20 protein-coding genes are annotated in these 23,233 nt (G+C 75.8%); 12 read left to right on the forward strand and 8 right to left on the reverse strand.

From position 1 onward, the window contains the following. Positions 1–9 precede the first annotated feature (9 nt). Together AC3RJ9_RS07185 and AC3RJ9_RS07190 are read left to right on the forward strand one after the other, a co-directional pair. Positions 10–1,110 carry an NYN domain-containing protein gene (locus AC3RJ9_RS07185; protein ID WP_036314328.1) on the forward strand — a complete coding sequence of 367 codons (1,101 nt, stop codon included), beginning with the start codon at positions 10–12 and terminating at the stop codon, positions 1,108–1,110. Between the two features lie 99 nt (positions 1,111–1,209). Continuing rightward, positions 1,210–1,491, forward strand: coding sequence for a hypothetical protein (locus AC3RJ9_RS07190; protein ID WP_036381106.1), 282 nt, complete (start codon positions 1,210–1,212; stop codon positions 1,489–1,491). A gap of 27 nt (positions 1,492–1,518) precedes the next feature. Here the strand turns inward: AC3RJ9_RS07190 and AC3RJ9_RS07195 are convergent, their stop codons facing one another. The 6 genes from AC3RJ9_RS07195 to hemE are packed head-to-tail and all read right to left on the reverse strand — an operon-like array spanning position 1,519 to position 8,342. Continuing rightward, the gene (locus AC3RJ9_RS07195) at positions 1,519–2,358 is read right to left on the reverse strand and encodes a uroporphyrinogen-III synthase (protein ID WP_123244207.1); all 840 of its coding nucleotides are present in this window, start codon (positions 2,356–2,358) and stop codon (positions 1,519–1,521) included. 1 nt (position 2,359) lies between these two features. After that, positions 2,360–3,493, reverse strand: coding sequence for a hydroxymethylbilane synthase (hemC, locus tag AC3RJ9_RS07200; protein WP_036314322.1), 1,134 nt, complete (start codon positions 3,491–3,493; stop codon positions 2,360–2,362). A gap of 4 nt (positions 3,494–3,497) precedes the next feature. Beyond that, positions 3,498–4,847: a ferrochelatase gene (locus AC3RJ9_RS07205; protein ID WP_036314320.1), complete on the reverse strand. Its 1,350-nt coding sequence runs from the start codon at positions 4,845–4,847 to the stop codon at positions 3,498–3,500. Next, on the reverse strand, positions 4,847–5,563 hold the full coding sequence (hemQ, locus tag AC3RJ9_RS07210; RefSeq protein WP_036314319.1) for a hydrogen peroxide-dependent heme synthase: 717 nt from the start codon (positions 5,561–5,563) through the stop codon (positions 4,847–4,849). Before hemQ ends, AC3RJ9_RS07205 begins: the two co-directional genes overlap by 1 nt. Positions 5,564–5,613: 50 nt before the next feature. Continuing rightward, on the reverse strand, positions 5,614–7,122 hold the full coding sequence (locus AC3RJ9_RS07215; protein ID WP_036314317.1) for a protoporphyrinogen/coproporphyrinogen oxidase: 1,509 nt from the start codon (positions 7,120–7,122) through the stop codon (positions 5,614–5,616). Next, complete coding sequence (gene hemE, locus AC3RJ9_RS07220; protein ID WP_036314314.1) at positions 7,119–8,342, reverse strand: uroporphyrinogen decarboxylase; 1,224 nt, start codon at positions 8,340–8,342, stop codon at positions 7,119–7,121. Before hemE ends, AC3RJ9_RS07215 begins: the two co-directional genes overlap by 4 nt. A gap of 136 nt (positions 8,343–8,478) precedes the next feature. On the opposite strand from hemE, the gene AC3RJ9_RS07225 reads away from it, so the two are divergent. The 5 genes from AC3RJ9_RS07225 (at position 8,479) to AC3RJ9_RS07245 (ending at position 14,587) form a co-directional block, all read left to right on the forward strand. Then, entirely contained in the window at positions 8,479–9,831 is a 1,353-nt protein-coding gene (locus AC3RJ9_RS07225; protein ID WP_098092296.1) for a glutamyl-tRNA reductase, read from the forward strand. A gap of 25 nt (positions 9,832–9,856) precedes the next feature. After that, positions 9,857–10,513: a TetR/AcrR family transcriptional regulator gene (locus AC3RJ9_RS07230; protein WP_041103351.1), complete on the forward strand. Its 657-nt coding sequence runs from the start codon at positions 9,857–9,859 to the stop codon at positions 10,511–10,513. Positions 10,514–10,633: 120 nt separating this feature from the next. Next, a complete protein-coding gene (locus tag AC3RJ9_RS07235) occupies positions 10,634–10,858 on the forward strand; it encodes a DUF3107 domain-containing protein (protein WP_036339227.1) in 225 nt (74 codons plus the stop codon). Between the two features lie 70 nt (positions 10,859–10,928). Next, positions 10,929–12,494 carry an RNB domain-containing ribonuclease gene (locus tag AC3RJ9_RS07240; RefSeq protein WP_123243998.1) on the forward strand — a complete coding sequence of 522 codons (1,566 nt, stop codon included), beginning with the start codon at positions 10,929–10,931 and terminating at the stop codon, positions 12,492–12,494. Between the two features lie 251 nt (positions 12,495–12,745). Continuing rightward, complete coding sequence (locus AC3RJ9_RS07245) at positions 12,746–14,587, forward strand: DEAD/DEAH box helicase (protein WP_123243999.1); 1,842 nt, start codon at positions 12,746–12,748, stop codon at positions 14,585–14,587. A gap of 117 nt (positions 14,588–14,704) precedes the next feature. Here AC3RJ9_RS07245 and AC3RJ9_RS07250 read toward each other — a convergent pair whose 3' ends face one another. After that, the gene (locus AC3RJ9_RS07250; RefSeq protein ID WP_101967524.1) at positions 14,705–15,565 is read right to left on the reverse strand and encodes a PHP domain-containing protein; all 861 of its coding nucleotides are present in this window, start codon (positions 15,563–15,565) and stop codon (positions 14,705–14,707) included. Between the two features lie 64 nt (positions 15,566–15,629). On the opposite strand from AC3RJ9_RS07250, the gene AC3RJ9_RS07255 reads away from it, so the two are divergent. Beyond that, entirely contained in the window at positions 15,630–17,228 is a 1,599-nt protein-coding gene (locus AC3RJ9_RS07255) for an aminopeptidase P family protein (RefSeq protein WP_101967525.1), read from the forward strand. Between the two features lie 33 nt (positions 17,229–17,261). Continuing rightward, entirely contained in the window at positions 17,262–19,067 is a 1,806-nt protein-coding gene (locus tag AC3RJ9_RS07260) for a pyruvate kinase (RefSeq protein WP_123244000.1), read from the forward strand. Positions 19,068–19,073: 6 nt separating this feature from the next. Here AC3RJ9_RS07260 and AC3RJ9_RS07265 read toward each other — a convergent pair whose 3' ends face one another. Next, positions 19,074–19,850, reverse strand: a complete 777-nt coding sequence (locus AC3RJ9_RS07265) for a YflT domain-containing protein (protein ID WP_101967527.1) — start codon at positions 19,848–19,850, stop codon at positions 19,074–19,076. 92 nt (positions 19,851–19,942) lie between these two features. On the opposite strand from AC3RJ9_RS07265, the gene AC3RJ9_RS07270 reads away from it, so the two are divergent. Genes AC3RJ9_RS07270 through AC3RJ9_RS07280 form a run of 3 tightly spaced genes read left to right on the forward strand, consistent with a single transcriptional unit; the run spans position 19,943 to position 23,188 of the window. Beyond that, a complete protein-coding gene (locus AC3RJ9_RS07270; protein ID WP_036339212.1) occupies positions 19,943–21,211 on the forward strand; it encodes a magnesium transporter MgtE N-terminal domain-containing protein in 1,269 nt (422 codons plus the stop codon). A 40-nt stretch (positions 21,212–21,251) separates the two neighbouring features. After that, entirely contained in the window at positions 21,252–22,043 is a 792-nt protein-coding gene (locus AC3RJ9_RS07275; protein WP_036382691.1) for a DUF1003 domain-containing protein, read from the forward strand. Beyond that, positions 22,040–23,188 (forward strand): Mrp/NBP35 family ATP-binding protein, encoded by a 1,149-nt coding sequence (locus AC3RJ9_RS07280; protein ID WP_123244001.1) that lies wholly within the window; start codon positions 22,040–22,042, stop codon positions 23,186–23,188. The genes AC3RJ9_RS07275 and AC3RJ9_RS07280 overlap by 4 nt, the downstream gene beginning before the upstream one ends. Positions 23,189–23,233: the final 45 nt, after the last annotated feature.

A 23,233-nucleotide genomic window follows, 5' to 3' on the forward strand; every position in this document is an offset into this window, starting at 1 on the left:
GTGGGACACATGCCCGAACCCACCCCCGCATCCCTGCGCATCGCCGTCCTGATGGACAGCGACAACGTCTCCCCCAAGTTCGCCCCCCTGATCCTCGAGGAGCTCGCCACCTACGGCACCCCCACGATCAAGCGCGCGTACGGCGACTGGACCACGACCAACCTCAACGGCTGGAAGAAGGCGCTGAACCACCACGCGATCCAGCCGGTCCAGCAGTTCGCCTACACCGTGGGCAAGAACTCCTCGGACTCCGCGCTCATCATCGACGCGATGGACCTGCTCTGGATGGGCAACGTGGACGCGTTCGCCCTCGTCTCCTCCGACTCCGACTTCACGCGCCTGGCCACCCGCCTGCGCGAGGGCGGCAAGCGCGTGATCGGCCTGGGCGCCCGCAAGACCCCCGCCTCCCTGCGCAACGCCGTGGACCAGTTCATCTACCTCGAGCTGCTCGGCACCGCCACGGACCACGACGTCGACGACGACGAGACCGGCGAGGACGCCCCCGCCAAGGAGGAGAACGCCAAGGCGTCCGAGGGCTCCGGCCGCTCGGGGTCCCGCCGCGGTGGTCGAGGCCGCGGTCGCGGGGCCAAGACCACCGACGCCACCGACACCCCCGAGGCCACCGACGCGGACGCCGAGGCCCCCATTGCCGACGAGGCCCCTGCTGCCGACGAGGCCCCCGCTGCCGACGAGGCGCCCGCCGGGGACGCCGCCGCCGGCAAGGACGGGAAGGCCGCGGAGGCGAAGTCCGGGGCCGGTCGGCGGGGCCGCCGTGCGTCGTCGTCGGACGTCACCGAGGACCCGACCCCGCCCGAGGTGCCGGTCGAGGCCGAGCCCGAGCACGACGAGGCCGACGCCGCCCCGCGCATCGACCTGCAGGCCGCGCTCACCAAGGCCGTCAACGCCACGAGCACCGACGACGGCTGGGCCACGCTGTCCCTGATCGGCCAGCACCTGAGCCGCACCCACGTGGACTTCGACCCGCGCGACTTCGGGCACTCCAAGCTCTCCACCCTCGTGGAGGACCAGCCGTACCTGCGCACCCGCACCGAGGGCCGGACCATGGAGGTCTCGCTGGTCCGCCGCCGCAGCCGCCGCGCCGAGGGCTGAGCGGCACGGCCCGTCGTCCCCCGCGGCCGGCGGGCCGGTCAACCGGCCGTTCACCCGCCGGCCACCCGCCCACCACGCCCGCCCGGTAGGCTCCCCGCCATGGGGAACACTCTGGGCTTCCTGCGCGGCGTCGACCGCCTGCACGCCTTCTACACGGAGAACGTGCGCATGCTCGCGCACGCGTACGACCTGACGGACGAGGAGGCCTCGGAGCTGCTCGCCAACACGGGCTTCACCAACGTCTCGGTCGCCATCCTGCGCGGCCCGCGGGTGGACATCATGGCCGCCGCCACCGGCGTGCCGCAGGACGAGAGGCACGACGCCGGCCCGGCGCCGTCGGAGGACGACGCGCCCGACCCGGACGGCGACCGCCCCGACTGAGCCTCGCCTCGAGTGCGGCCGGGCGGCTCAGGCCGCACCGCGCAGCACGGCCAGCACTCCGGCCGCGTCCGGCGTGGGGGCCGTCCCGAGCAGGGGCAGACCCCGCCGCGCGCACGTGTCACGGGTCGGCGCGCCGATCGCCACGAGCCGCACCCGCTTGCCCACCAGTGGCGTCAGACCCGCGGCCACGAACTCCTCCGCCGCGGAGGAGCTGGTGAGCACCACGGCGGTCCCCGCCGCGACCGCGGCCAGCCGCGCGGGCGTCACGACGTCCCCCCGGCCCTCGTCCGCCGCCCCGTCGAGCAGTCGCCTGCCGGCCTGCGCCGGATACGGCACTGTCCGGTAGGCGAGCCCGGTCCGCACGTCCCAGCCCGCCGCGCGCAGGCCGTCGGCGAGGCGGGACCGGGCCCGATCGGACTGGGGCAGCCACGCGCGGGCGCCGCGGGGATGCAGGGCGGCGAGTCCGGCGATCAGGCCCTCGGCGGAGCGGTCCTCGGGCGGCAGCCACGGCGCCGCGTCGCAGCCCGCCTCGGTCAGCACCCGTGCCGTGCCCGGTCCGGTGACCGCGATCCGCGCGCCCGCCGGGACATGGCCGTCCCAGCCGACGGCCCTGAGCGCGCGCACGGTGTTGGGGCTCGTCACCACGAGCCAGCGGGACCCGTCCGAGCGCACCGGCCCGGCCGCATCACCGTCGGCCCCCGCCCAGTCCGCGAGCAGCGCGCGCAGGGGGCCGTCGTCGTCGGGCAGTGCGAAGTCGGTCAGCGGCAGGAAGCCGACCCGCAGCCGCCGCCCCGCCACCTCGGTGCCGGCGAGACCGGCCTCGAGGTCGCCGGCCTGGGCCGGCTGGCGGGTGAGCAGGACGCGCATCTCAGGCCGGGTCGTCGGGGCGCGGGGCGCCGTCGCCCCGGTCCACCCCGCGCACCGTGCCGGGCAGCAGGTCGGCGCCCTCGGCCACGAACTGCTCGGCCACGTGCACGCCGAGTGCCTCCGCGGCCACGAACAGGGTGTCCTCGAGCCACTCGTCGCCGGCCGCCGGGTCGCCGGCCACGTCGGTCGGCACCGGGTCGAGCTGCACGGACGAGGTCCGGCGCAGCACGCGCGAGCCGTCGAGGGCGGCCACCATCGCGGTCATCTCGATGCGCGGCGCGCCGGCCTCGCCGTCGGTCACGCGGGCCACGGCCCCGATCGGCGCGGCGCAGCCGGCCTCGAGGCGGCGCAGCAGGGCCCGCTCGGCGGTGACCGCCACGTGGGTGTCCCGATCGTCGACCAGCTCGAGGGCGGCGTGCAGCCTCCCGACCGGCGCCTCGGGGTCCAGGAGCGCCCGACCGAGGAAGGACTCGTCCTCGGCCCGGATCTCCACGGCCAGGGCGCCCTGCCCGGGGGCGGGCACCATGACCTCCGGGTCGATCCGCTCGGTGATCACGTGGTCCAGGCCGAGCCGGTTGAGCCCGGCACAGGCCAGGATCACGGCGTCGAGGTCACCGCGGGGCGAACCCGCGGCGGCCGGGGCGTGATCGTCGTGCTGCTCCAGCCCGGGCACGCGGGCCAGGCGGGTCTGCACGTTGCCGCGGATGTCCACCAGCTCCAGATCCGGGCGCAGCGCCTTGAGCTGGGCCACGCGGCGCGGCGAGCCCGTGCCCACCCGGGCGCCCTCGGGCAGGGTCGCCAGGGTGAGGCCGTCGCGGGCGCACAGGGCGTCCCGCAGGTCGGCCCGGGCCGGCACCGCGGCGATCTCGAGGGTCTCCGGCTGGGCGGCCGGCAGGTCCTTGAGCGAGTGCACCGCCGCGTCCACGACGCCGTCGAGCACGGCGGCCCGCAGCGCCGAGGCGAACACGCCGGTGCCGCCCAGCGAGGCCAGCGAGCCGGTGGTGACGTCGCCCTCGGTGCGGATCACCACCAGCTCGTGGGCCAGGCCGGAGCGCTCCGTGAGCGTCTCGGCCACGTGGCTGGTCTGCGTGGTCGCCAGGGCGGAGCCCCGGGTGCCAATGCGCAGGGGGGTCACGGTCTCAGGCCTCCTCGGCGGGGGCCGCGGCGCCCGCCTCGTGCTCGGCCAGCCCGCGCACGGCGGCGTCGACAGCGGACGTCGTCGGCCGCGTCGAGCCGTCCCGCATCACCTTGACGCAGCAGTCCGGCCGGCACACGTCGTACCACGCCGGGAAGCAGCCGACCGCGGCGCGACCCTCGCGCCGGCCCAGCCGCTCCTCCACGATGTCCACGAGCCCGGCCACGAACCGCGGGTCGGTGCCCGGGGTGGGGCTGCGCCGGAACCCCACGCCCAGCCCCTCGGCGGTCTCCTTGGCCTCGGTGTCGAGGTCCCAGACCACCTCCATGTGGTCCGAGACGAACCCCAGCGGCACGACGACGAAGCCCGCCACGGCGCGCCCCTGCGCGTCCGTCTCGGCGCCCTCGCCCGCGAGGTGCTCCATCGCGTCGTTGATGTCCGGCTCGAGCCACGGCACCGAGGGCGGGCCGGAGCGCGACTGGTACACGAGCGACCACGGCACGTCCGCGGCCTCGGGCACGCCGGCGAGGATCTCGCGGGCCACATCGAGGTGCTGCGCCGAGTACACGTCCGCACCCTCATCGCCCGGCTCCGCCCCCGCCTGCGCGCGCAGGTCGGCGGCGAGGCCGCGCGGGCCGGCGGCGGCGGCGTCGGAGGTGGGGATCGAGTGGGTCGCGAAGAGCACGTGGATCCGCGCGTCGTCCCCCAGCTCCGCGCGCAGCGAGGCCAGGTCCGCGCGCAGGCCGTCCCGGAACGGCTCGATGAAGCCGGGGTGGTTGAAGTACTGGCGCGTCTTGTCCAGGTCCACCTTCCCGGTCAGGCCGGTCTGCTCCATGGCCATGCCCATGTCCTCGCGGTACTGGCGGCACGAGGAGTAGCAGGAGTACGCGGAGGTGGTGACCGTCAGGATGCGGCGGTGCCCGTCGGCGTGCATCCGCGCGAGGGTGTCCGGGAAGTAGGGCTCCCAGTTGCGGTTGCCCCAGTACACGGGCAGGTCCAGGCCGCGGGCGGCCAGCTCGGCCTCGATGGCCGCCTTCAGCGCGCGGTTCTGCGCGTTGATGGGGCTGACGCCGCCGTTGGCGCGGTAGTGGGTGGCGACCTCCTCGAGGCGCTCGTCCGGGATGCCGCGCCCGCGCGTGACGTTGCGCAGGAACGGGATCACGTCGTCCTGGCCCTCGGGCCCGCCGAAGGAGGCGAGCAGCAGGGCGTCGTAGTCCTTGGGGGCCATCACGCCGCACACGTCGTAGTCGACGCCGGCGGCGGCCTTCTCGGGCGTCCGGAGGGCCGGGGCGACGCCGGCGTCCGGGCCGGTGTGGACGGGCGCGTCGGCGCGGGGCTCGGGGGCGGTAGTCATCAGGCCAGCACCTCCGCGATCTCGGCGGTCTCCAGACGGCGTCCGGTGTAGAACGGCACCTCGCTGCGCACGTGCAGGCGGGTCTCGTTGTTGCGCAGGTGGCGCATCATGTCCACCAGGTCCGTCAGCTCGTCCGCCTCGAGGCCCAGCAGCCACTCCCAGTCGTTCAGGCCGAACGCGCTGGTGGTGTTCGCCCACACCTGCGGGAAGTCCTGGCCGAGCTGGCCGTGCTCGCGGAGCATGCGGGCCCGCTCCTTCGGGTCCAGCAGGTACCAGTCGTACGAGCGCACGAACGGGTAGAAGCACAGCCACTTCAGGGCCTTGCGGCCCATGGCGAAGGCGGGGACGTGGTCCTTGTTGAACTCGGCCATGCGATCTGCGCCCATGGCCGAGAGCACCATCGTGGTGCCCTCGAGCAGACGGGTGCGGCGCAGCTCGCGGATGGCGGCCTGCAGGTCCTCGGGCACCTGGCCGTACATCCACACCATGACGTCGCCGGCCTCGCGCATGCCGGAGACGTCGTAGACGCCGCGCACGGTCACGCCGGTCTGGGCCACCCGCGCGACGGCCTCGTCGAACTCCTTGGCGGCCTTCTTCGCGTCGCGGCCCTCCAGTCCCAGCCAGCCTGGCTCGCCCTGCGGGCGGGCGAACACGGTGTAGGTGGTGAACCAGTCCTTGCCGGCCTCGGCAGGGGTGGTGGTGCTGTCCTTGGTCATGGTCCTCTTCCTTGGGATCCGATTGCGTCAGGGGTGGTCTGGGGGCGAGGTCAGCCGGCGGGCGGTGCGTCGGCGCCGAGGGTGCGGTCCACGCCGGCGACGACGGCGGCCAGCCCGGTGCCGTGCACCCAGCTGCCCACGAGGTCGAGGCCGGGCACGTCCCGTGCCCAGTCGATCAGCGTGTCCGCCTTCGCGCGGTCGGGGCCGGCCTGCGGCGGGATGGAGCGGCGCCAGCGGGTGACGGTGCGGGCGACGACGTCCTCCTCCGCCAGCGGCACCCCGGTGAGAGTCGCCGTGTCCACGAGCGCCTGCGCGAGCAGCTCCTCGTCCGCGCTGCGATGGCCCAGGGCCTCGGGCCCGCCGCCCTGGCGGCCGTAGGACAGGCGCAGCACGTGGCGGTGGGGATGGCGGGCGACACCGTCCTCCTGCGGACGCGCGACGACCTCGCGCAGCCACGCCCACTTGGCGGTGACGTGGGTCAGGGCCTTGGCGGCCACGTCCGTCCCGGCGCCGACCAGCACTCCGGTGCCGCGTGGCGCGTCGTCCAGGCCCGCGGCCTCGACGACGAGCGTGGCCAGCGCGATGCCCTCGCCGAGGGCGGGGCCGGCGTCGGGGTCCAGGGCCTCGGCCGAGAGCGGGGCCAGCAGGTCCCAGGCGGTGACGCCGTCCACGGCCAGCACGACGCGGTCCACGTCGAGCCCGCGGACGACCTCGTCGTCCCGGTCCGAGATCTGGGCCCACCAGCCGCCGGTGGCGGGCACGCGGGACAGGGCGGCCACCCGGACACCGCGCAGGACGGTGGCCCCGTCCTCGCGCAGCGCCTCGACGAGCCGGCCGGTGAGGCGGACCATGCCGCCGTCCAGACCGGCCACGAGCGAGCCGGGGGTCCCGGTGGACCGCAGCGCGGCGACGCCCGCGGCCAGCCCGCCGTGCTCCACGGCGGCGGCGAGCAGGCCGGGGGCCACGCGCTCCAGCTCGACGACCGCGGGGTCGGCCGAGTGGACTCCGGCGACGACGGGGGCCACGAGGCGGTCGAGCACCTCGTCGCCGAGGCGGTCGGCCACGACCTGCGCGACGGTCACCGGCTCGCCGGCCGCGAGCGCGGCGGCCCAGCGATCCATGGGGGCCTCGGCGTCCTGCCGGGCGCGCTCCAGGCCGGCCGGCGTGAGGGCGGCGGCGAGGTCCTCGGCGTCGAGGTCGCCGGGGATGCCGACGATGCCGAGACGCGGGGCGCGCACGGGGCCGGCGGGACCGTGCAGCCACGAGCCGAGGGGCTCGGGCGCGACGATCTTCTCGCCCAGCCCGAGCTCCTCCACGAGCGCGCGCACGGCGGCGCCGCGGACGGCGAACGACTCGGCGCCGCCGTCGAGTTCGAGGGTCTGGGTCTCGGGGGCCCCGGTCTCGCCGTGCGAGGGGACGTCGAGGAAGCGCGGGGAGACCGCGCCCCCGAGCACGGAGGTGGCCTCGGCGAGGGTCACGTCCCAGCCCGCCGCGGACAGTCGGTGGGCCGCGACGAGGCCGGCGATGCCGCCGCCGACCACGAGCGCCGTGCCGCTCATGCGCGCTCCTCCCGCTCGGCGGTCTCGGCCCCCGGTGCCGGGTCCTGGCCCTCCCGCTCCGGCACGGGCAGGGAGTGGATCAGCTCGACCACGCGGGTCAGCACGGCCGCGTCCGTCTCCGGCGGCACGCCGTGGGCGAGGTTGACGACGTGACCGGGCGCGACGGCGCCGGAGGCGACGACGTCGCGCACGTGGGCCTCGAGGACCTCCCACGGGGCGGCGAGCAGGGCCGGGTCGATGTTGCCCTGCAGGGGCACGGCGCCGCGTCCGTCGGGGCCGGGGTTCGCGCTGAGACGGCGGTGCGCCTCGGCGAGCGTGAGGCGGTGGTCCACGCCGACGGCGGTCGCGCCCGCGTCACGCATGTGGTGCAGGAACTCTCCGGTGCCCGTGCCGAAGTGCAGGAGCGGGGCGCCGTCGGGGACGCCGGGCCCGGCGAGGTCGGCGACATGGGCGAGGGCCGCCGTCGAGTGCGGCTGCACGTGCTCGAGGTAGTCGTCCGCCGAGAGCGAACCGGCCCACGAGTCGAACAGCTGCGCGGCGGAGGCGCCGGACTCGAGCTGGGCGCGCAGGAACTGGCCGGACACGGTGGCCGCCCAGCCGGCCAGGGCGGCCCAGGTCTCGGGGTCGGCGTGCATCATGCGCCGCGGGCCGAAGTGGTCGCGGGAGGGACGGCCCTCCACCATGTACGCCGCCAGCGTGAAGGGGGCACCGGCGAAGCCGATCAGGGGGCGCGGGCCCAGCTCGGCGACGGTGGCCGCGACGGCCTCGCGGATGACGTCCAGGGCGGCGTCCTCGAGGACGGGCAGCGCGGCGACGTCGTCGGCGGTGCGGACGGCCTGGCCGAGCACGGGGCCCACGCCGGGCTGGATCTCCACGTCCACGCCCGCCAGGCGCAGGGGGACCACGATGTCCGAGAAGAAGATCGCCGCGTCGACGTCGTGGCGGCGCACCGGCTGCATCGTGATCTCCCGGACCAGGTCCGGCATGAGGCAGGAGTCGAGCATCCCGATCCCCTCGCGCACCCGGCGGTACTCGGGCAGCGAACGGCCGGCCTGCCGCATGAACCACACGGGGTGGCGGTCGGGGCGCTGGCCGCGTAGCGCGCGAAGGAGCGGGCTGGCCACGGTCGAGCGTGACGGATCCTCGGTGCGCAGCGGGTGCTCGGCGGGCAGTGCCGGGACGGCCGCGGGGGTCTCGGGGGTCTGGGACAGGGCGGACATGCCCCCAGTGTCCCACCGGTCGTGTCGCGGTGGCACATCCGCGTCCTCCGTGAGCGCCGTCACACTGGCCGACGGCACCCGGGTCAGGCCCGCCTTCCCGGACGGGCGGGGCGGTCGGGGCTAGACTTGGCCCGCTGTGACTGTCTTCTCTCTCGTCGCCTCCCACCATGACCTGGACCTGGACACGGTCGCCCGCCTCAGCGCCGGCGCGACCGGGGTCGGGCCCGCCCTGCCCGGCAGCGGCGCGGCGGGCGCCATCGTGCTGGCCACGTGCAACCGCGTGGAGATCTACGCCGAGGCCGACGGGGCCGGCGTCGAGGCCGCCCGCACGGGGCTGCTGTCCGCCGTCGCCGCCTCCACCTCCCTGCCGGACGAGGACGTGCACACCGCGTTCCGCACGCTCGACGCCGACGCCACGGCCCGTCACCTCTTCGAGGTCGGCGCCGGACTGGACTCCGCCGTGGTGGGCGAGCGCGAGATCGCCGGTCAGGTACGGCGCGCCCTGACGGCGGCCCAGGAGGCCGGCACCGCCTCGGGCCCGCTCGTCCGCCTCTTCGAGTCCGCCACGCGCACGGCCAAGGACGTCGGCTCCCGCACGGCGCTCGGCGCGGCCGGCCGTTCGGTCGTCTCCGTCGCCCTGGACCTCGCGGAGGAGCTGCGCGGTCTCACCGACGCCGCGGCCCAGCGCGACTTCTGGGCCGGGGCCACCATCCTGCTGATCGGCACGGGCGCCTACGCCGGCACCACGCTGGCGCAGCTGGCGGACCGGGGTGCGACCACCGTCGGCGTGCACTCGGCCTCAGGCCGCGCGGAGCAGTTCGTCGCGGACCGCGGCGGCTGGGCCCTCGCGCTCGGCGGCGAGGCCGTGGCCGGCGCCGTCGCCGAGGCGGACGTGATCATCGGCTCCTCCGGTGGCGAGCGCCAGATCAGCCCCGAGCGCCTGCAGGAGCTGCGCGAGGGCGGACGGCGCCCGCTCACGGTGGTCGACCTGGCCCTCTCGCGCGACTTCGACCCGGCGGTCGCGGACCTGCCGGACGTCGATCTCATCACCCTCGAGTCGGTGCGGCTGGCCGCCCCCGAGCAGGCCCAGGTCGCCGTCGCCGAGGCCCGCGCGCTCGTGGACGACGCCGTCGAGGAGTACCGCGCCGCGCAGCGCGGCCGCAGCGCCGACGCGGCCATCAAGGCCCTGCGCCGCCACACCCTCGGCGTGCTCGACCGGGAGCTCGAGCGCGTGCGCGCCCGCCACGGCTGCACGGCGGCCGCCGAGGAGGTGGAGTTCGCCCTGCGCCGCATGGTGAACCAGCTCCTGCACGAACCCAGCGTGCGCGCCAAGCGACTCGCCGCCGAGGGCCGGCTCGACCGCTATGAGGACGCCCTCGAGGCGGTCTTCGGGATCGAGGCCCCCGGCCGCCCCGCCCCCGCCGTGGGCACGGTCGAGGCGGCCTGCCCCGCGCACGAGGACGAGGGCGGCGCCGCGCGCATCGCGTGAGCCCGCCCCGCGCCAGGAGGACCCCGTGACCGCCCACCCCGCCGCCACCGCGCCCGACGAGCCCGGGCGAGGCCGTCGTCTGCCCCGGCATGAGCGTCGCCGCCAGCTGCTGGACTGCGCCCGCGCGGTCTTCGCCGCCGAGCGGTACGCGGGGGCTTCCATGGAGCAGATCGCCGAGCGGGCCGAGGTCTCCAAGCCGGTCCTCTACCAGCACTTCCCCAGCAAGCACGAGCTCTTCCTCGAGCTGTTGGACGCCGAGGTCGCGAGCCTGCGCGCGCTCCTCGAGGCGGCGATGGACACCCGTCGGGGCAACCGTGCACGGGTGCGGGCCACCGTGGCCGCCGTGTTCGAGTACATGGCCTCCCCCGAGCGGACCCACCGCCTCATCTTCGACTCCGGCATCGACGGGGACCCGGAGGTGCGCACGCGCAGCGAGGCCGTCCACCGGCTGCTCTCCTCCGAGGTCGCGCGCACCATCCGCGCGGACACCACCGTGGCCGAGGCCGAGGCCGAGGTGCTCTCCCGCGGACTCGTCGGCTACCTCCTGGGCGCCGCCCGTCACTGGGCGGACCGGCTCGACGCCGACGCCCGCCCCGCCGCGGCTGAGATGGCCCGCACGGTGGACGACCTCATCTGGCGCGGCCTCACCTCGTTGCCCTCCGCGGACGACGCCCCGCGCTGACCCGGCCGTCCGGCCCGTTTCGCCCGCGGGTGAACCTCGTGGGCGCCCGCCCACCTCACCGAGCGGTCCCGTAGGCTGACGGCGGACCGCACAGGACGCGACGAAGAGAAGAGGTTCCCCATGGAGATCCGCATCGGTGTGCAGCACGTCGGCCGCGAGGTCGTCATCGACAGCGAGCAGTCGGCGGACGAGGTCCGCTCCCTCGTGGACGCCGCCGTCGCCGACGGCACCCCGCTGGTCCTGACGGACGCCAAGGGCCGCCAGGTGGTCGTCCCCGGTGACCGCATCGGCTTCGTGGAGATCGGCGCGAAGAAGTCGGGCCCGCTCGGGTTCGCCGCCTCCTGACCCGCCCCGCACGCCCCGGTGATCCGCCGGGGCGTGCGTCGTCTCGGCCCCCTTGCCCAGGAGCATCGCCATGTCCTCCCACGCCCTCGGCCTCCGCGGCCCTGCCGACCCGGCCCTGCTCGAGCGCCTCGCCGCCCTGCGGACGGAGCTCGAGCTGCCGGCGGCCTTCCCCACCCCCGTCCTGGCCGAGGCGGAGGCGGCCGCGCATGGGGTGCACGTGGGCCTGGCCGGGAGCCCGGACCACGCGGACCGCACGGCCCTGCCGTTCGTCACCGTGGACCCCGCCGGCGCCACGGACCTGGACCAGGCCCTGCTCCTGACCCCCTCCGACGACGACGGCATCCTGGTCCGCTACGCGATCGCGGACGTGCCCGCCTTCGTGGCACCGGGCGGCGCCGTGGACGCCGAGGCCCGCCGCCGCGGCCAGACCGTCTACCTGCCCGACGGCCGGGTCCCCCTGCACCCGGAGGTGTTGAGCGAGGACGCCGCCTCCCTGCTGCCGGACCGCGAGCGCCCGGCGTTCGTGTGGACGTTCCTGCTGGACGCCGCGGGCGCCGTCGTCGAGACCGGCCTCGAACGCGCCCGCGTCCGCTCCCGGGCGCAGCTGACGTACGGGCAGGTGCAGGCCTTCCTCGACGCTCGGCCGGGGGCGCAGGCGCCGGCGACGCCGCGTCCCGGGGTCACCGACGCGGACCGGGCCGCCGCCGAGGGGTGGCCGGCCGAGGTGCGCGACTCGCTGGCGCTGCTGCCGGAGGTGGGCCGACGGCGGGCCGCGCAGGAGGCCGCCCGCGGCGGCGCCTCCCTGAACCTGCCGGACCAGGAGGTCCTTGTCACCGAGGACGGGGCGCACGAGCTCGTGCACCGGGCGCCGCTGCCGGCGGAGGAGCACAACGCCCAGCTCTCCCTGCTGACCGGCATGGCCGCGGCCGAGCTGATGCTGGCCGCCGGGGTCGGGATCCTGCGCACGATGCCGGCACCGGACGCCGACGCCGTCGCCGCCTTCCGAGAGCGCACGCGCGCCCTGGGCGTCCCGTGGGACGAGGGCCAGGACTACGGCGCCTACCTGCGTTCCCTCGACCCGGCCGACGCGCGGCACCTGGCGGTGCTGCATGCGGCGACCGGGCTGTTCCGCGGCGCCGGGTACACGGCCTTCGACGCGCAGGCCGAGGACCCGGCCCTGCGCACGCCGCCGGCCGAACCGGCCCAGGCCGCGCTCGCCGCCCCCTACGCCCACGCCACCGCTCCCCTGCGCCGGCTCGTGGACCGCTTCGTCCTGGCCCTGTGCCACGCCCACGCCTCCGGCGCCCCCGCCCCCGCGTGGGTCCGCAGCGCCCTGCCCGAGCTGCCCGCCCTCATGGCGGACTCGTCGCGCCGGGCCTCGGCCGCGAGCCGGACAGCGGCGGACCTCGTGGAGGCGGCGGCGCTCGAGTCTCGCGTCGGCGCGGAGCTCGAGGGGATCGCGGTGCGCGAGGCGAAGGACGGCACGGAGGTGTGGCTGCTCGACCCGGCCGTGAGCCTGCGGGTGCCGGGCAGCGTCCCGGCGGGCACCCGGGTGCGCGTGCGGATCGAGGGCGTGGACCGCGCCTCGGGTGCGATCACGGCCGCGGGGGTAGACTGGTCGCACAGCTCACGCTGACCCAGGATGACCGGTCGCTCTCTGATCACCCTGACCCGCCGCCCGCGCCCCTGACGCCCGGGACGGCACCATGACCTGCCGGATCCGGCACGGCCCGCCTCGCACGGCGCGCCCAGCCCGGTTCCACGGGGCGCCGCCCGTCGGCCGCTCCGCGTGCTTGCCTCGCGATCGGCTTCCGCTTGAACCGCGCGCACGGCGGAGCCGGGCCTTCCGCCCGCCGTGACGACGCCCGACCAGGAACGCGAGTCGCCATGACCCAGAACTCCGAGCACACCCCCGCCCCCGCCGACGTCGACCCGACGGTCGCGGAGATCGCGGAGGACATCGTCACCGAGGACGCCGCCCCCGTGGCCCCCGAGCAGACCTTCGCCGACTTCGGGGTGCACCCCAAGATCGTCGAGGCCCTGGAGGCCAAGGGCATCGTCCACCCCTTCCCCATCCAGGCCATGACCCTGCCGGTCGCCCTCGGCGGCCACGACATCATCGGCCAGGCCAAGACCGGCACCGGCAAGACCCTCGGCTTCGGCATCCCCGCGCTGCAGCGCGCCATCGGCCCGGGTGAGCCCGGTTGGGACGGCCTCGAGGCCAAGGGCACCGCGGGCGCCCCGCAGGCCCTGATCGTCGCCCCGACGCGCGAGCTCGCCGTCCAGGTGGCCGGCGACCTCACGGCCGCCGCGGCCCGGCGCCCCCTGCGCATCGCCACCATCTACGGCGGCCGCGCCTACGAGCCGCAGATCGAGGAGCTGCAGCGCGGCGTCGAGATCGTCGTCGGCACCCCCGGCCGCCTCATCGACCTGATGCGCCAGCGCCACCTGCGCCTGGACCTGGTGAACACGGTGGTGCTGGACGAGGCCGACGAGATGCTGGACCTCGGCTTCCTCCCCGACGTCGAGACCCTGCTCGCCGCCGTCCCGGCCGTGCGTCAGACCATGCTGTTCTCGGCCACCATGCCGGGTCCCGTGGTCGCGATGGCGCGCCGCTACATGACGCAGCCGACCCACATCCGCGCGGCGGACCCGGAGGACGAGGGCCTGACGAAGAAGGACATCCGTCAGCTCGTCTACCGCGCCCACCACATGGACAAGGACGAGCTCGTGGCCCGCGCCCTGCAGGCCGAGGGCCGCGGCCGGACCATCATCTTCACGCGCACCAAGCGCACGGCCGCTCGCGTGGCGGACGAGCTGACGGCGCGCGGCTTCGCGGCCGGCGCGCTGCACGGCGACCTCGGCCAGGGCGCCCGCGAGCAGGCGCTGCGCGCGTTCCGCAACGGCAAGGTGGACATCCTCGTGGCCACCGACGTCGCGGCGCGCGGCATCGACGTCGACGACGTCACGCACGTGTTCAACTTCCAGGCGCCGGAGGACGAGAAGACCTACGTGCACCGCGTGGGCCGCACGGGCCGCGCCGGCAACAAGGGCGTGGCGGTGACCCTCGTGGACTGGGAGGACATGCCGCGCTGGTCCCTGATCGACAAGGCGCTCGGCCTCGGCCAGCCCGAGCCGGTGGAGACCTACTCCTCCTCCCCGCACCTGTTCTCCGACCTCGGCATCCCGAAGGGCACGAAGGGCCGTCTGCCGCAGGCCAAGCGCGTGCTCGAGGGCCTCGAGGGCGAGACGCTCGAGGACCTCGGCGGCCCCGAGGCGAAGCAGCGCGACGGCGGCCGCGGACGGGGTCGCGACGGCGGCCGTTCCCGTGACGGCGAGCGCGGCGGCCGAGGCCGGGGCGGGCGCTCCGGCGAGGGCCGTGACCGGGCGCGCGGCGGAGGCCGTGGCGAACGGAACCGGGGCGGCCGCTCCGGCGAGGGCCGTGACGATGCACGCGGCGGAGGCCGCGGCGAGCGCTCGGGCCGCGGGCGTGGTGAGGCACCCGCCGAGCAGCGCGCCGAGGGCCGGGGCCGTGGTCGCGGCGAGGGCCGCGAGCGCACCGCCTCACGCCCCGAGACCCCCGCGGCCCGGACGCCGGAGCCGGTGGCCGGCGTCGAGCTCACGGAGGCCCGCCGGGCCGAGCGCGCCGAGGCCCGGGCCGAGGCCCGTCGTCGCCGGGGCGGCCGCACCCGCACGCGCCGCCGCAACGGTGAGGTCGTGGACGGCTGACCGTCCCTCCCGGGCCCCGGGAATCTTCTGCGCGAATGACCCTTCTGACCGCCTGCGCGGCGGCTGGAAGGGTCATTCGCGCAACCGATCCTCCGCCGTCGCCCGGGCTGTCCGGGCTCAGCCGCGGATGATCGCCGTGCCGGTACCCTGCCGCTCGATCTCGGCGAGCACCTCCGCGTCCGTGGTGTGCTCGCCGATCGGATTCGGCTTGCCGGTGCCGTGGTAGTCGGACGAGCCGGTGACGAACAGCCCGTGCCGGTCCGCGAACGCGCGCAGCCAGGTGCGTTCCTCCGCCGGGTTGTCCCGGTGCTCGACCTCGACCCCCGCCAGTCCGGCCTCGGCCATCTGCTCGAACACCTCGTCGCCCACCACGCGGCCCCGCATGCGCGCCCGGGGATGCGCGAACACCGGCACCCCGCCGGCGGCCCGGATGAGCGCGACCGCCTCGGCCGGGTCCGGGGCGAAGTGCGGCACGTAGTACTTGGACCGGCCGGCGAGGATCTCCCGGAACGCCGCGGAGCGGTCCGGGACGGCCCCGATCGTCACGAGGGCGTCGGCCAGGTGGGGCCGGCCGATCGTCGCGTTCTCCGCCGCGTGCTCCTGGACCAGCTCCCACGTGATCGAGAAGTCCGCGCCCAGGCGCCGCACCATCTCCTGCGCCCGGGTCAGCCGCGCGTCGCGAGCCCGGCCGACTTCCCGCAGCAGGGCGGGGTCCTCGGGGTCGTGCAGGTAGCTGAGCACGTGCACGCTCACGCCGTCCGCGGAGGTGCAGGACATCTCCATGCCGGGCACGAGCGTCAGCCCGGTCTCCCGCGCGGCCTGGGCGGCCTCGGCCCAGCCGGCGGTGGTGTCGTGGTCGGTGAGCGCGAGGCCGTCCAGCCCGGCCCGCGCCGCCGCACGCACCACGTCGGCCGGCGGCTCGGTGCCATCGGACTCGGTCGAGTGCGTGTGCAGGTCGTAGCGGGCCATGGCGGCCATGGTACCGAGACCCGCGCGCGGCGGCCCCGACCTGCCCGCGCCCACCGGTGCCATGATGGAGGGCATGACCGATGCCGCACAGCACCCCGCCCAGACCGCCCCCGACCAGCCCGCCGCCACCCCCGAGGCGGGCGCCGACGGCACCGGCGCGGTGAACCCCCAGCCGCTGGCCGAGCGCGTCGACAACCGCTCGCAGCGCCCCGCCTCGAACGCCTTCCGCGACTTCATGGCCTCCGGCTGGGCGCCCTCGTCGCAGGCCCTGCCCGATCCCGACGCCTCTGCCCCGTACGCCGCCCGGCGGCGGGCCGCCGTCTCCGCGCGCTTCCCGGGCGAGCGGATCGTGGTGCCGGCCGGCCGCCTCAAGGTCCGCTCGAACGACACCGACTACCGCTTCCGCGCGCACTCCGCGTTCGCCCACCTGACGGGCCTCGGCGTGGACCACGAGCCGGACGCCGTGCTCGTGCTCGAGCCCACGGACCCGGGCGCCGGCGACGACGGCACGGACCACGCCGCCACCCTGTACTTCCGTCCCCTGGCCGGCCGGGACACCGAGCAGTTCTACGCGGACTCGCGCTCGGGCGAGTTCTGGATCGGCCCCCGTCCGACCCTGGCCGGCCTGGCCGCCCGCACCGGCCTGCGCACGGCGGGGCTCGAGGAGCTCGAGTCCGCCGTCACCAAGAACGTGGCCGCGGACGGCACCGCGGTCCGGTTGCTGGCCGAGACCGACCAGGACGTGGATGCGCTGCTGGCCGCCGTCCGGACCGAGGCCGGCGTGGACCTGGCCGCCGCGGCCGAGGCCGACGCCCAGACCGCCGAGTTCCTCTCCGAGCTGCGCCTGGTCAAGGACGCGTGGGAGATCGAGCGGATGCGCGCCTCGGTGGCCGCCACGATCGCGGGCTTCGAGGACGTCGTGCGGGCCCTGCCGCGCGCCGTGGGCCACGACCGCGGCGAGCGCGTGGTCGAGGGCGCCTTCTTCGCCCGCGCTCGCCTCGAGGGCAACGACCTGGGCTACGACACGATCGCGGCCTCCGGCAACAACGCCACGATCCTGCACTGGATCCGCAACACGGGCGCCGTGCGCCCGGGTGAGCTGCTCCTGCTCGACGCCGGCGTCGAGGACGACTCCCTCTACACCGCGGACATCACCCGCACCCTGCCCGTGTCCGGCACGTTCACGGACGTGCAGCGCCGCATCTACCAGGCGGTCCTCGACGCCGCGGACGCCGCCTTCGCGATCGTGCGCCCCGGCATCCGGTTCCGTGAGCTCCACGCCGAGGCCATGCGGGTGCTCGTCGACCGCCTCGACGGCTGGGGCCTGCTGCCGGTCTCGGCCGAGGTCGCGCTCTCGGACGAGGGCCAGCACCACCGGCGCTGGATGCCCCACGGCACCTCGCACCACCTCGGCCTCGACGTGCACGACTGCGCGCAGGCCAAGCGCGAGCTCTACCTGGACGGCGTGCTCGAGCCGGGCATGGTCTTCACGATCGAGCCGGGTCTGTACTTCAAGGAGGAGGACCTGGCCGTGCCGGAGGAGTACCGCGGCATCGGCGTACGCATCGAGGACGACATCCTCGTGACCGAGGACGGGGCCGAGAACCTCTCCGCGGCCCTCCCCCGCACCCCGGACGAGATCGAGGCCTGGATGGCGCGGCTCCAGGCGTGATCCGGCGCGGAGGGCGCTCCTAGGGTTCGGACCATGGGTATCGACCTGACCACCGAGCTCACCGCCCTCCGCGACCGCCTCCTCTCCGCCGAGGCGGAGCACGCCGACCTCATCTCCCGCGTCCGGGAGCGCCACCGGGCCTCGGCCCGGAACCTCGTGCACTACGTCGCCCTGCGCGGCACCGACCTGCGGCCCCTGCAGGAGGCGCTGAGCGACGCCGGACTGTCCTCTCTGGGCCGCATGGAGGCCGGCGTGCTGGGCCACGTGGACGCCGTGCTGGCCGCCGCCCGCGCACTCGACGGCGACCCCGCCCCCGCGCCCGAGGACGACGCCCTGACCTCCGCCGAGGGCCGCGCCATCCTCGCCCGCAACGCGGCGAGCCTGCTCGGTCCGGCCCGCGGCGACCGGGACGCGCGCATCATGGTGACCATGCCCTCCGAGGCCGCCACGGACCCGGAGCTCGTGGCCCGGATCGCCGAGGCCGGCATGGACCTGGCGCGCGTGAACTGCGCCCACGACGACGAGCAGGCGTGGGCCGCCATGATCGCGGCGGTCCGCCGGTGTGCCGGTGCGGGCCGGCCCGCACCCCTGGTCGCGATGGACCTGGCCGGGCCGAAGGTGCGCACCGGCCCCATCGAGCCGGGACCGCGCGTCGTGAAGGTGAAGCCCGCCCGGGACCCCTCCGGGATCGTCACCGAGCCCTCCCGCGTGTGGCTCGCCGCCGGGCCCCACGACGCCGTGGCCACAGCGGACCGGCCGGACGGCGCCGTCGTCGTGCCGCTCGCGGACCCGGAGGGGAAGACCCTGGCGGTCCTGCAGCGCGGCGACGAGATCGAGCTGACCGATGCGCGGGGTGCACACCGCAGGCTGGAGGTCGAGCAGGTGGACGGCGAGGGCGTGCTCGTGCGGGCGGAGAAGACGGTCTACTGGGCGACGGGCACGGCGCTGACGACGCCGCACGGACCGCTCGAGGTGGGCCAGCTGCCCCCGCTCGAGCAGTCCATGCGCGTGCACGAGGGCGAGGAGATCGTGCTGACCCGCTCGCTCGAGCCGGTCCCGGCGGTCGACGCGCCGCCCTACCGGATCGGCCTCACCCTGGCGCAGGCGTTCGCGGACGCGGCGGTCGGCGACCGGGTCTCCCTCGACGACGGACGGATCGGCGCGCGGATCACGGCGGTGTCCGACGACGAGATCACCCTCGAGGTGACCCAGGCCGGCCCGCGCGGGGCGAAGCTCAAGGCGGAGAAGGGCGTGAACTTCCCGGACACGCACCTGGCCATCCCGGCCCTCACGGACGAGGACCTCGCCCACATCCCGTTCGCGGCCCGCCACGCGGACATGGTGAACATGTCCTTCGTCCGCTCGGCCGAGGACGTGGCCCAGCTGATCGATGCGCTCGAGGCCGAGGACGCGCCGGACGTGGACATCACGCTGAAGATCGAGACGGTGGAGGCCTTCCGTCAGCTGCCGCGGATGCTGCTCGAGGCGATGCGCTGGCGGGACGTCGGGGTGATGATCGCCCGCGGCGACCTGGCGGTGGAGGCCGGCTTCGAACGCATGGCCGAGCTGCAGGAGGAGATCCTGTGGCTGTGCGAGGCCGCGCACGTGCCCGCGATCTGGGCCACCCAGGTCCTCGAGTCCCTCGCCAAGACCGGCCTGCCCTCACGGGCGGAGATCACGGACGCCGCGATGGCGCAGCGGGCCGAGGCCGCGATGCTGAACAAGGGCCCGTACATCGACCGCGCCGTCACCGTCCTCGGCGACATCCTGGGCCGGATGCACGGTCATGCGAGCAAGAAGCGCGACATGCTCCGGCGACTCGAGTCCTGGTCCCTCTGACGGGGCTCAGCCGCGCGGTTCGTCCTGGGGCCGGGGCGGGTGGCCGCCGCGCGCCTCGATGAGCTTGGCGACCTCCTCCGGGGGCAGGGTCACGCCGTAGGAGCGGTCCAGGCCGGTGGGCGCGGTGTCCGCCTCCGGAGTGGGCCGGGCCGACGCCTTGGCTCCGCCGGGGGCCGGCGCCGCGTGGGACCCGCCCGACGACGGCGCGGCGGCCGGGGTGGCCTGCACGGACCCGCCCCCGGCCTCCTCCGCGGCGGGGGCGGGCGCCGGCTGCGGGGCCGGCTGCGGCGTCGGGGCCGCGGCACCGCCCAGGCCCAGCTCCTGGCGGGCGCGGGCGGCGTGGTCGAACGCGACCACGAGGTCGAAGGCCGTGGGCACGACGGCCTGCGAGGACGCGAAGCCGTGCTGGCCCCGACGCATCGCGAAGCCGATCACGCCGAAGATCAGCCACACCGCCAGGCCCAGCAGCATGGAGGTGAGGATCTGCCCCGGGCCGGCCTCGGGGGCCAGCAGGTAGAGGAACACGCCGATCAGTCCACCGAAGAACACGCCGCGCACTCCCGCGGACAACGCCACCTGGGCGTAGTTCAGCCGGCCGCGCACCCGCTCCACGACCCGCAGGTCCTTGCCCACGATCGACACGGCGCTCACGGGGAAGTCCGTGGCGGCGAGGCGGTCCACCTGCTCGCGCGCCTGCGCGTAGGTGGCGTAGGTGGCCAGCAGCTCTCCGCGGGGCAGGCCCTGCTCGGCGCCGGGCTGAGGGTTGGACATCATGAACGACATGGACCCATTGTGCCCGGCCCGGCGCCCGGGCGGGCGGCGGTCCGCCGTCCGCGGACACGGAGCCGCGGCCCGGCACGCCGTAGGCTGGGTCGGTGAGCTCCCCCAAGATCTTCGTGGCCCGCCTGCTGGGCCTGGACGTCTTCGACCCCCTCGGCGACCGCCTGGGACGGCTGCGCGACGTCGTCGTGCTGGACCGCGGCCCCGCCGCAGCCCCGTTCGCCACCGGCCTCGTGATCGAGGTCCCCGGCAAGAAGCGCGTCTTCGTCCCGATGACGCGGGTGACGTCCATGGACTCGGGCCGGATCATCACGACCGGGCTGATCAACCTGCGCCGGTTCTCCCGCCGTGGCGCCGAGCAGATGGTGGCCGCCGACCTCTTCGACCGGAAGGTGCGCCTCTCCGACGGGTCGGGCGAGGCCTTCCTGGAGGACATCGGGCTGGAGCAGCAGCGCAACGGCGACTGGCTGGTCTCGGACCTGTACGTGCGCCGCATCGTCGGCCGCGGCCCCTTCGGCCGCGCCCAGCGGGGCGAGCACCTCCTGCTGAACTGGGACGAGGCCCGCTGGACGGCGCAGGCCGACCCGCAGGGGGCCACGAGCTTCCTCGCCGCGCACGAGGACCTCAAGCCCGCCGACCTGGCGGACATGCTCCACGACATGTCGGAGAAGCGCCGCGTCGAGGTCGCCAGCGAGCTGCAGGACGAACGCCTCGCGGACGTGCTCCAGGAGCTGCCCGACGACGACCAGGTGCAGATCCTCTCCCAGCTGGACATCGACCGCGCCGCCGACGTCCTGGAGGAGATGGACCCGGACGACGCGGCGGACCTGCTCCACGAGCTGCCCGACTCCCAGCAGGAGCTGCTGCTCGAACGCATGGAGCCGGAGGACGCCGAGGACGTCCGGCGCCTGCTCGAGTACGAGGAGGGCACCGCGGGCTCGCTCATGACCCCCGTGCCGGTCATCCTCCCCCCGGAGGCCACCGTGGCCGAGGCCATGGCGACCATCCGACAGCAGGAGATCTCCCCCGCGCTGGCCTCGCTCGTGATCGTGGCCCGGCCGCCCCTGGAGACGCCGACGGGCCGGTTCCTCGGCGTCGTCCACTTCCAGCGCCTGCTGCGGTACCCGCCGCCGGAGGCGATCGGCAACATCATGGACAAGGACCTCGAGCCCGTCTCGGACCTCGCCCCCATCGCCCATGTGACCCGCGAGCTCGCGACCTACAACCTCACGTGCATCCCCGTGGTGAACGAGCAGGACCGCGTCGTCGGGGCCGTGAGCGTGGACGACCTGCTCGACCACATCCTGCCCGACGACTGGCGGGCCATGGACCTCGACGACGCCGAGACCCGCCCCGCAACCTGACCCCCGCGGCCCGCCGCCGCACGACACCGGAGGTGTGAGCATGACCCAGACCGCGCGAGACCTGCGCCCGGGCCGCGGCACCGGCCTGGACACCCCGCTGAGCGCCAGCGGGCGCCGCGTGCCCCGGCTGGCCCCGAACCCGGACGCCTTCGGCGAGGCCACCGAGGGCATCGCCCGCTTCATGGGCACCCCGCAGTTCCTCGTCTGGATGACGCTGTTCTGCGCCGCCTGGCTGGGCTGGAACACGTTCGGCCCGATGGAGTGGCGGTTCGACTCCGCCGAGCTCGGCTTCACCGCGCTCACGCTCATGCTCTCCCTCCAGGCGTCCTACGCCGCACCCCTGCTCCTGCTGGCGCAGAACCGCCAGGACGACCGGGACAGGGTCGCGCTGCGCGAGGACCGTGACCGCGCCGAGCGCAACCTCGCCGACACCGAGTTCCTCACCCGCGAGATCGCCGGTCTGCGGCTGGCCGTCCAGGAGGTCGCCACGCGCGACTTCGTGCGCGGCGAGCTGCGCGGCGTCCAGGACGACCTCAGGGACGACCTCCGCGAGGCGCTGCGCGCCGAGCTGCGGGAGGAGATCCGGGAGGAGATCCGGGAGGAGATCCGGGAGGAGCTGCGCGCCGGCCTCCCGGGCGCCGAGGCCCAGCCCCGCAAGAACAAGAAGACCAAGGGCCGCGGCCGGGATGCGCGGCGCGGCGACGCCGGCGCCGAGCCCACGACCACCACGCTCGCCACCCTCGCGGCCCAGGAGGCCCGCGAGGCCGGGGGGTCCGGTCCGGCGGCCGGTCCCGCCGACGGTGCGGGCCCGGTGGACGGGGGCGGCCGATGAGCGCCCTGGGCCTGCCCGTGCCCGAGGTCCGCACCGACCTCGAGCGCCGGGTGCTGGAACGGCTCGCCACGGTCCAGGACCCCGAGATCCGCCGCCCGATCACCGACCTCGGCATGGTGGAGTCGGTCGTGGAGACCGCCCCGGGCGTCGTCGAGGTCGCGGTCCTGCTCACGATCGCCGCGTGCCCCCTGCGCGGGACGATCCAGACGGACGTGGCCGCCGCCGTCGCCGTCGTGCCCGGCTGTGAATCCGTGGACGTTCGCGTCGGGGTCATGGAGCCCGAGCGCCGCCTGGCGCTGCAGGACGCCCTGCGCGCGACTCGGCCGACGAACCCGTTCGGGGAGGGGACGCTCACGCGCGTCCTCGCGGTGGCCTCGGGCAAGGGCGGCGTGGGCAAGTCCTCGGTCACGGCCAACCTCGCGGTCGCGCTCGCCGCGCGCGGGCTCGCCGTCGGCCTGATCGACGCGGACGTGCACGGCTACTCCATCCCCGGGCTCCTGGGCGTGACCGGCACCCCGACGAAGCTGGACCGGATGATCCTGCCCCCCGTGGTGCGGGACGTGAAGGTCATCTCGATCGGCATGTTCCTCGACGCGGACCGGCCGGTGGCCTGGCGCGGGCCGATGCTGCACCGCGCGCTCGAGCAGTTCGTCACGGATGTGCACTGGGGCGACCTGGACGTCCTGCTCGTGGACCTGCCCCCGGGCACCGGGGACATCGCGATCTCGACGGCGCAGCTGCTGCCCGCCTCGGAGCTGCTCGTGGTGACCACGCCGCAGCACGCCGCCGCGCAGGTGGCCGCGCGCGCCGGTCAGCTGGCGGAGCAGACGGGCCAGACCGTGGCCGGGGTCGTGGAGAACATGGGGCCGATGACCCTGCCGGACGGCACCGTCCTGGATGTGTTCGGAACCGGCGGTGGCGCCGAGGTGGCGGAGCGGCTGTCCGGGGTGCTGGGCACCCAGGTGCCGCTGCTGGGCACCGTTCCCCTGGACCCGGCGCTGCGGGCGGGCGGCGACGCCGGCGACCCCGTGGTGGTGTCCGCGCCGGAGAGCCCCGCGGGCCGGGCGCTGGCGGAGATCGCGCAGCGGCTGGCCGTGCGGCCGCGCGGGCTGGCCGGGCGGCCGCTGCCGTTCACCCCGCGCTGACCTCGGGTGCCGGCGCCCCGGCCGGGGCACCCGACGCGCGCGACG

The sequence above is a fragment of the Micrococcus sp. 63XJN7_6_ISO-PGPR-S23-444 genome (assembly GCF_058072765.1).